Origin of the sequence: Methanobrevibacter curvatus (assembly GCF_001639295.1) — an archaeon.
In the GTDB taxonomy this organism is placed as follows: Archaea; Methanobacteriota; Methanobacteria; order Methanobacteriales; family Methanobacteriaceae; genus Methanoflexus; species Methanoflexus curvatus.
In genome coordinates this window covers 22,019-28,018 of sequence record NZ_LWMV01000154.1, presented here as the reverse complement: position 1 = coordinate 28,018, position 6,000 = coordinate 22,019, and the positions used below count along the sequence as shown (strand labels likewise).

The window sequence follows — 6,000 nt, the reverse complement described above, 5'->3', positions numbered from 1 at the left end:
TAACTTAATTAAATAAATTTGGAAAATTAGATTTTCTAATTACTGCACAGCCCTTTAAAAAAAAATTATAAAAAGTTATAAATTATAAAAAATATGCTTATTAAAAATTCTTTTATTAAAAAAACTATTTAGAAAAAAATAGTTAAATTTCTATAAAAAACCATTAGTAAATAGAGGTGATTTTATCTTAGGAGAAAAAGAACTTATAAAACTGTTTCCAGATTTTAAAGAGCTAATTCAACCATCTGGAATTGATCTAGCTTTAGATGAACTTTTTATTCAAAAAACTCCAGGTTCTTTAATTGATAATAAAAAAAATCTTCCAGAAATAGAGCCTCTTAAAGGGCCTATTTACACATTAAAATCTAAAACAGCTTATTTAGCAACAATAGATAGAAAAATAAAAATTCCAAAAGGATATACAATGCTATATAAACCACGTTCAACTTTACTTAGATCATTTGTCTCTGTTCAAACAGCTGTTGGTGATCCTGGTTTTTATGGAACTTTAATGTTTTTAATTTACAACCATGGTGAATTTGATTATAAAATCAAAAAAGGAGATAGAATTGCTCAAGGAGTTGTCTTTGAAGTAATTGGTTCTGGAGAATATAATGGAAGTTATCAGGAATCTGAATAAATTTTATCAAAATAATAATTTAATGTTTAAAACTAAATAAATAATCAAATTTAATTTATATATTTATAATAATTATATTAAATTTATATTAAATGAAGTTTTTCAATTCAGCTTAGAACAAATGCAAAAATGTTAAAAAATCATTTGTAACATGGATAGTTTAATTTTTATATTATCAATAAATTTTTATATTATCAATAAATAAAAATATTTAAAAACATTTATTCTCATTTAGATAAAATTGAATAAAAATATATTAGAAATTCAAAATGTTTTAAAAAAAAATTCTAAAGATATTATAAAAAATATAAAAAAATATAAAAAAATTAAAAAAGCATATAAAAAAATCGCAGGTTAAAATATGGAAAAAATTTTAGAAAATGGAAACCCTAAAGGACCACCAGTAATTGAAGGAATATTAACTGACCCATCAAAAAAAAGATTTCTAATAATACTTGCAGGTCTAGCTACATTTCTATCTGCATTTACAACAACATCCATTACTGTTGCATTACCTACAATAGCTGGACAGTTTCAAATTGATGCAATTTTTCAGACTTGGATAGCAACCATATTTTTACTTGCTGTTGCAATATGTTCAGCACCTTTTGGAAAAATATCTGGAAAAATAGGACTTAAAAAATTTTTATATCTTGGTGTGTCAATAATAGCTGTTGCATCAATTGGAGGTGCTTTCTCACCATCAGCTGAAACATTATTAATTTTCAGAGCAATTCAAGGAGTTGGCTCTGCAATGGTAAGTGTTTCAAGTATGGCTTTAGTTGCACAATCTATGCCATTTAATGAAAGAGGAAAAGCATTAGGAATGAATATTTCCTGTGTTTACATAGGTTTGACTGTGGGACCTGTAATTGCAGGATTTATTACTTCACACTTTGGTTGGAGTGGAATATTTCTATTAGTTGTGCCATTTTTAGTTCTTGATTTAATAATAGGAAAACTAAAAGTTCCAGATGAATGGAAAATGGGTGAAAATGATAAATTTGATTATATTGGAACTTTTTTATACTCCATAGGTATTCTGCTAGCAATATATGGTTTTACAACTGTAAATACTTTAAGTGGAGTAGTATTAACTGTGATTGGAATAGCTATTCTTTTAGCCTTTGCAGTCTATGAATTAAAACAAAAGACTCCTGTTTTTGAGGTTAAATTATTTAAAAATACAAAATTCACCTCTGCAACTTTAGCAGCCCTTATTTCTTATCTTGCAACCTTTGTTGTAACATATATAATTACTTATCACCTTCAATACATTAAAGGAATGGACCCACAAAGTTCTGGAATTGTTTTAGTTGTAACCTCTGGGCTTATGGCAATAATTGCACCATTTTCAGGAAGATTATCTGATAAAGTCGATCCACAAAAACTTGCTGCATTAGGAATGGGCTTTGTAGCAGTTTCCTTGGCAATACTAATGTTTTTAGATGCAAATACTCCATTGTGGCTAATAGTAGTTGCAATGGCTATTGAAGGTATAGGAATAGGTTTATTTACAACACCTAATACAAACTCCATAATGAGTTCTATTCCACGTAAATTTACTTCAATTGCATCAGCAACTGTTGCAACAGCAAGAGTCGTGGGGCAGACTCTTTCTTTAGGTATGCTAATAATAATATTTGCTTTTATTATGGGTTCTGTTCAAATACTTCCAGAAACATATACACAATTGATTACAAGTTCTCAAATAGCTTTTACAATTTCAACAATACTTTGTATAATTGCAATAATCCTTTCATTTGTTGGAATAAGAGGAAAAGACCAGTTAGATAGATAAAATAATAAATATAAATAAAAAAATATATTCCTTATAAAAATTTTTTAAATAGTATTTTAATAATATTTTAATTAGTATTTTAATTAGGATTTTAATAAATATTTAATTAGTATGTTTAATCAACTAGCTATTTTTATAAAAATAATGTTGAAATTTTATTAATTTTGTATATTTTCTTTTTAAATTCTTTATTTTATATAATTTTAATTTTTATTAAAGTAAATAGTGAAGTAAAGCTTTTTAAACAGTTTAAATAATACTTATGCTCAGGAAAATTAATTTTTATACTTAATTATTTTTTTAAAAATTATCTTATTTATCATATAAATTTATTTAATGATATAATTTTAATATATTTTACATAACAATAATTTATTTATAAAAATACATATTTTAAATGAGTATTTATAAAAATAAATAATTATAAATATTTAAAAAAAGCTAAAATACTGAATACAATTAATAATATATTAAATACAATTAGTAACATGTTAAATAAAAAAAATAAATATATGGTGAAAAAGTGACTAATATAATTGAAACAAAAAACTTGTCAAAAACTTATGATGAGTTTAAAGCTGTTGATTCTATAAATCTAAAAATTAAAAAAAATAGTGTTTATGGGATTTTAGGACCTAATGGAGCTGGAAAAAGCACATTAATATCAATGTTGTGTACTATTTTAAAACCAAGCTCTGGAAAAGCTATTGTAAATGGCTATGATGTTGAAAAAGAATCAAATAAAGTAAGAGATTCAATTGGAATTGTTTTCCAAACTAGAGCCGTTGATAATATCTTAACTGGTAGAGAACATCTTGAAATGCATGCTGCTCTTTATGGAGTAGATAAAAACGTTAGAAAAGAAAGAATAAATGATGTATTAGAATTAATAGCTTTAGGATCTAAAATAGATGAACATGTGAAAAATTATTCTGGAGGAATGGTTAGACGACTTGAAATAGGAAGAGGATTAATTCATCACCCTCAAATTTTATTTTTAGATGAGCCAACACTTGGATTAGATTTAAGAACTAGAGAAAGTATTTGGAAATATATTGAAGAGTTGAAGAATACTATAGATATTACTGTCATTCTAACTACACATTATTTAGAAGAAGCAGACCATTTATGTGATGAAATAGCTATAATTGACAATGGCAAAATCATCAAAACTGGCTCTCCTAAAAAGCTTAAAGAAGAATTAAAATCAGACATAATCACTTTAAAAACCAGTGAAAAAGAAAAATTTTCAAATATTTTAGAAAATAAAAGTTTTATTCAAGATATTTTTAATAAAGATGATGAACTAAAACTATCAGTGGAAAAGGGTGAAAATTTAATACCTAAAATCATTAAAATTGCTGAAGATGAGAATATAAATATTAAATCAATTGAAGTAAGCCACCCAAGCCTTGAAGATGTTTTTATTAAATATACTGGAAGGAAAATAAGTGATACTTCATTTAATAAAAAATCAAAAAAAATGAGGAGATAAAATGGGAGAAATTGAAGGCATTTATACAATCTGGTTAAGAGAAGCTAAAAGATATGTTAGATACAGATCACGGATTGTTACAGCTATTTTTACTCCTCTTCTCTGGCTTTTAGTATTTGGAATGGGACTTGGAAGTGCAATGAAATTTGGAGGTGTGATGAACAACTATCAATCCTTTATTTATCCTGGAATAATAGCTCAAACAATACTTTTTACCTGTGTAATGGCAGGAATCGGAATAATAATGGATAAAGAATATGGATTTTTAAAGGAAATAATGGTTGCACCACTTTCAAGAACATCCATAATCTTTGGAAAATCTTTAGGAATAAGCACTGGAGCAATTATACAAGCCATTATTCTATTTTTCCTTTCTTTCCTTGTTGGAGTTTCTATGACTCCATTAATATTTATTTTAGGAATAATTGTATCTATAATAATAGCCATTGGTTTATCTGGATTAGGTCTTTTAATAGCTTCATTTATGGACAGTATGGAAGGATTTAATTTAGTAATGAGTTTTGTAATTATGCCTGTTTTCCTATTAAGCGGAGCACTTTTCCCAGTAACAGGCTTACCTGAATGGCTAAGTTTTATTGTTTATTTAGATCCTTTAACTTATGGTGTGGATGCTTTAAGAGCTATTATTCTTAATAATTCTGTTATGCCGTTAGAAATAGACATATTAATTGTATCTCTCTTTGCTGTTTTTATGGTTCTTCTTTCAGCCATTGTCTTCACAAAAAAAGAACAAAATCTAATGTAAAAAGTTTCATAAAAATTGTTTAATATCATGAATTTTTAAAAAATATTTTTTACCTCCTTCCCTTTGAATAAATAATTTATTTCCATTTTTTTGATTTAAGAAAAGAAAATTAAATAAAAAAAAAAGTTTAAACATCACATATTTTTAAAATAATAAAAAATTTGAAAAAAAATAAAAAAGTTTATAAAAAGAAATAGAAATATGAAAAATAATACCTCAAATAAAATACTATTAAAAAGAAAGAAAAGTAAAAATTTTTATTTAAACTTTCTTTTTAAATAAGAAAATAAATTCATAGTAATCTTCTTTTTTTAGATTTAATAGGTAATAAATATAATTGATGCAGAACTTATACAATATTTAAGTCCACCTTTGTTTATTGAACCATCATTAAACATATAACCAAAATGAGACTAGCTATTTTGATTTTAATCTCTGTTCTTAAGATACCATAAAAATCATCCATATTTTTTCCAAATAAATTTAGCTTAAAGGTTTTTGAAAATGGTGGCAAACCACAATCTGAATCAAATTTATAGTATTTACCTGTTCCAGGTTTCTGTCTCATTATTTTAAGTAATATTATATTCAAATGGAGATAAGCTATTTAATTTTTTTCTTTTTCTTCTTTAGACCTGCTATTCTGTTTAGGGAGGTGTAAATTATAATTTTCAGTAAGTTCAGTAGAATTTTCTTCAATTTTAAACATATTCTTATCTAACAAATTTAAATCAACATGACAATAACCATTAGGATTTTTATCAAGATATTTCTGATGATATTCTTCTGCAGGATAAAAAACACTAAGAGGTTCAATTTCTGTAAGAATTTTTTTCCCAAAAGTTGTATCATATTCTTTCTGTTTTTCAATAAGGATTTCTAAAATAAGATTTTTATCCCGCTCATCAGTATAATAAATCCCTGTTCTATACTGATTACCTATATCTCCACCTTGTCTATCTTTAGTAAAAGGATCAATTATTTTAAAGAATTCTAATGTTAATTGTTTAAGTGATACTTTTTTAGAGTCATAAATTACTTTGACGGTTTCAACATGTCCTGTATCTAAATTACAGACTTCTTCGTAGCTTGGATTTTTTCTTTGACCATTGGCATATCCAACAAAAGTATTTACAACACCTAAAATGCGTGACATATATGCCTCAATACCCCAGAAGCAACCTCCAGCAAAATAAATTTCTTTTAATTTAGAATTATCATGGTTTATTTTATTATTATTTAATGTTTTGTTTGAAATAAAGTCATCTCCTCCTATTTAAAATTAATTACTATCAACA

The 6,000-nt window shown here is 25.4% G+C and carries 7 protein-coding genes; 4 read left to right on the top strand and 3 right to left on the bottom strand.

All coding sequences use genetic code 11. From position 1 onward, the window contains the following. The first annotated feature begins 184 nt into the window (after nt 1-184). The 4 genes from MBCUR_RS03735 to MBCUR_RS03720 all read left to right on the top strand — a co-directional run bounded on the left by MBCUR_RS03735 (nt 185) and on the right by MBCUR_RS03720 (nt 4,702). Nucleotides 185-640, top strand: a complete 456-nt coding sequence (locus MBCUR_RS03735) for a dCTP deaminase (RefSeq protein ID WP_067090339.1) — start codon at nt 185-187, stop codon at nt 638-640. 361 nt (nt 641-1,001) lie between these two features. Continuing rightward, nucleotides 1,002-2,441, top strand: coding sequence for an MFS transporter (locus MBCUR_RS03730; RefSeq protein ID WP_084269462.1), 1,440 nt, complete (start codon nt 1,002-1,004; stop codon nt 2,439-2,441). A gap of 523 nt (nt 2,442-2,964) precedes the next feature. Beyond that, on the top strand, nt 2,965-3,936 hold the full coding sequence (locus MBCUR_RS03725) for an ATP-binding cassette domain-containing protein (protein ID WP_067090336.1): 972 nt from the start codon (nt 2,965-2,967) through the stop codon (nt 3,934-3,936). Nucleotide 3,937: 1 nt separating this feature from the next. After that, nucleotides 3,938-4,702 (top strand): ABC transporter permease, encoded by a 765-nt coding sequence (locus MBCUR_RS03720; RefSeq protein WP_067090333.1) that lies wholly within the window; start codon nt 3,938-3,940, stop codon nt 4,700-4,702. Between the two features lie 317 nt (nt 4,703-5,019). On the opposite strand, the gene MBCUR_RS11055 is transcribed toward MBCUR_RS03720, so the two are convergent. Genes MBCUR_RS11055 through msrA form a run of 3 tightly spaced genes read right to left on the bottom strand, consistent with a single transcriptional unit; the run spans nt 5,020 to nt 5,858 of the window. Continuing rightward, nucleotides 5,020-5,100, bottom strand: coding sequence for a hypothetical protein (locus MBCUR_RS11055; RefSeq protein ID WP_394329077.1), 81 nt, complete (start codon nt 5,098-5,100; stop codon nt 5,020-5,022). Next, nucleotides 5,079-5,270 carry a peptide-methionine (R)-S-oxide reductase gene (locus tag MBCUR_RS10290; RefSeq protein ID WP_157077658.1) on the bottom strand — a complete coding sequence of 64 codons (192 nt, stop codon included), beginning with the start codon at nt 5,268-5,270 and terminating at the stop codon, nt 5,079-5,081. Before MBCUR_RS10290 ends, MBCUR_RS11055 begins: the two co-directional genes overlap by 22 nt. A gap of 39 nt (nt 5,271-5,309) precedes the next feature. Beyond that, nucleotides 5,310-5,858: a peptide-methionine (S)-S-oxide reductase MsrA gene (gene msrA / locus MBCUR_RS10285; RefSeq protein ID WP_245637282.1), complete on the bottom strand. Its 549-nt coding sequence runs from the start codon at nt 5,856-5,858 to the stop codon at nt 5,310-5,312. Between the last annotated feature and the right edge of the window lie 142 nt (nt 5,859-6,000).

Excerpts from the sequence above, each read along its gene's own strand:
- MBCUR_RS03730 (WP_084269462.1), top strand. The coding sequence starts at position 1,002 with ATGGAAAAAATTTTAGAAAATGGAAACCCTAAAGGACCACCAGTAATT.
- MBCUR_RS03720 (WP_067090333.1), top strand. The coding sequence starts at position 3,938 with ATGGGAGAAATTGAAGGCATTTATACAATCTGGTTAAGAGAAGCTAAA.
- MBCUR_RS11055 (WP_394329077.1), bottom strand. The coding sequence starts at position 5,100 with ATGTTTAATGATGGTTCAATAAACAAAGGTGGACTTAAATATTGTATA.
- MBCUR_RS10290 (WP_157077658.1), bottom strand. The coding sequence starts at position 5,270 with ATGAGACAGAAACCTGGAACAGGTAAATACTATAAATTTGATTCAGAT.
- msrA (WP_245637282.1), bottom strand. The coding sequence starts at position 5,858 with ATGTCACGCATTTTAGGTGTTGTAAATACTTTTGTTGGATATGCCAAT.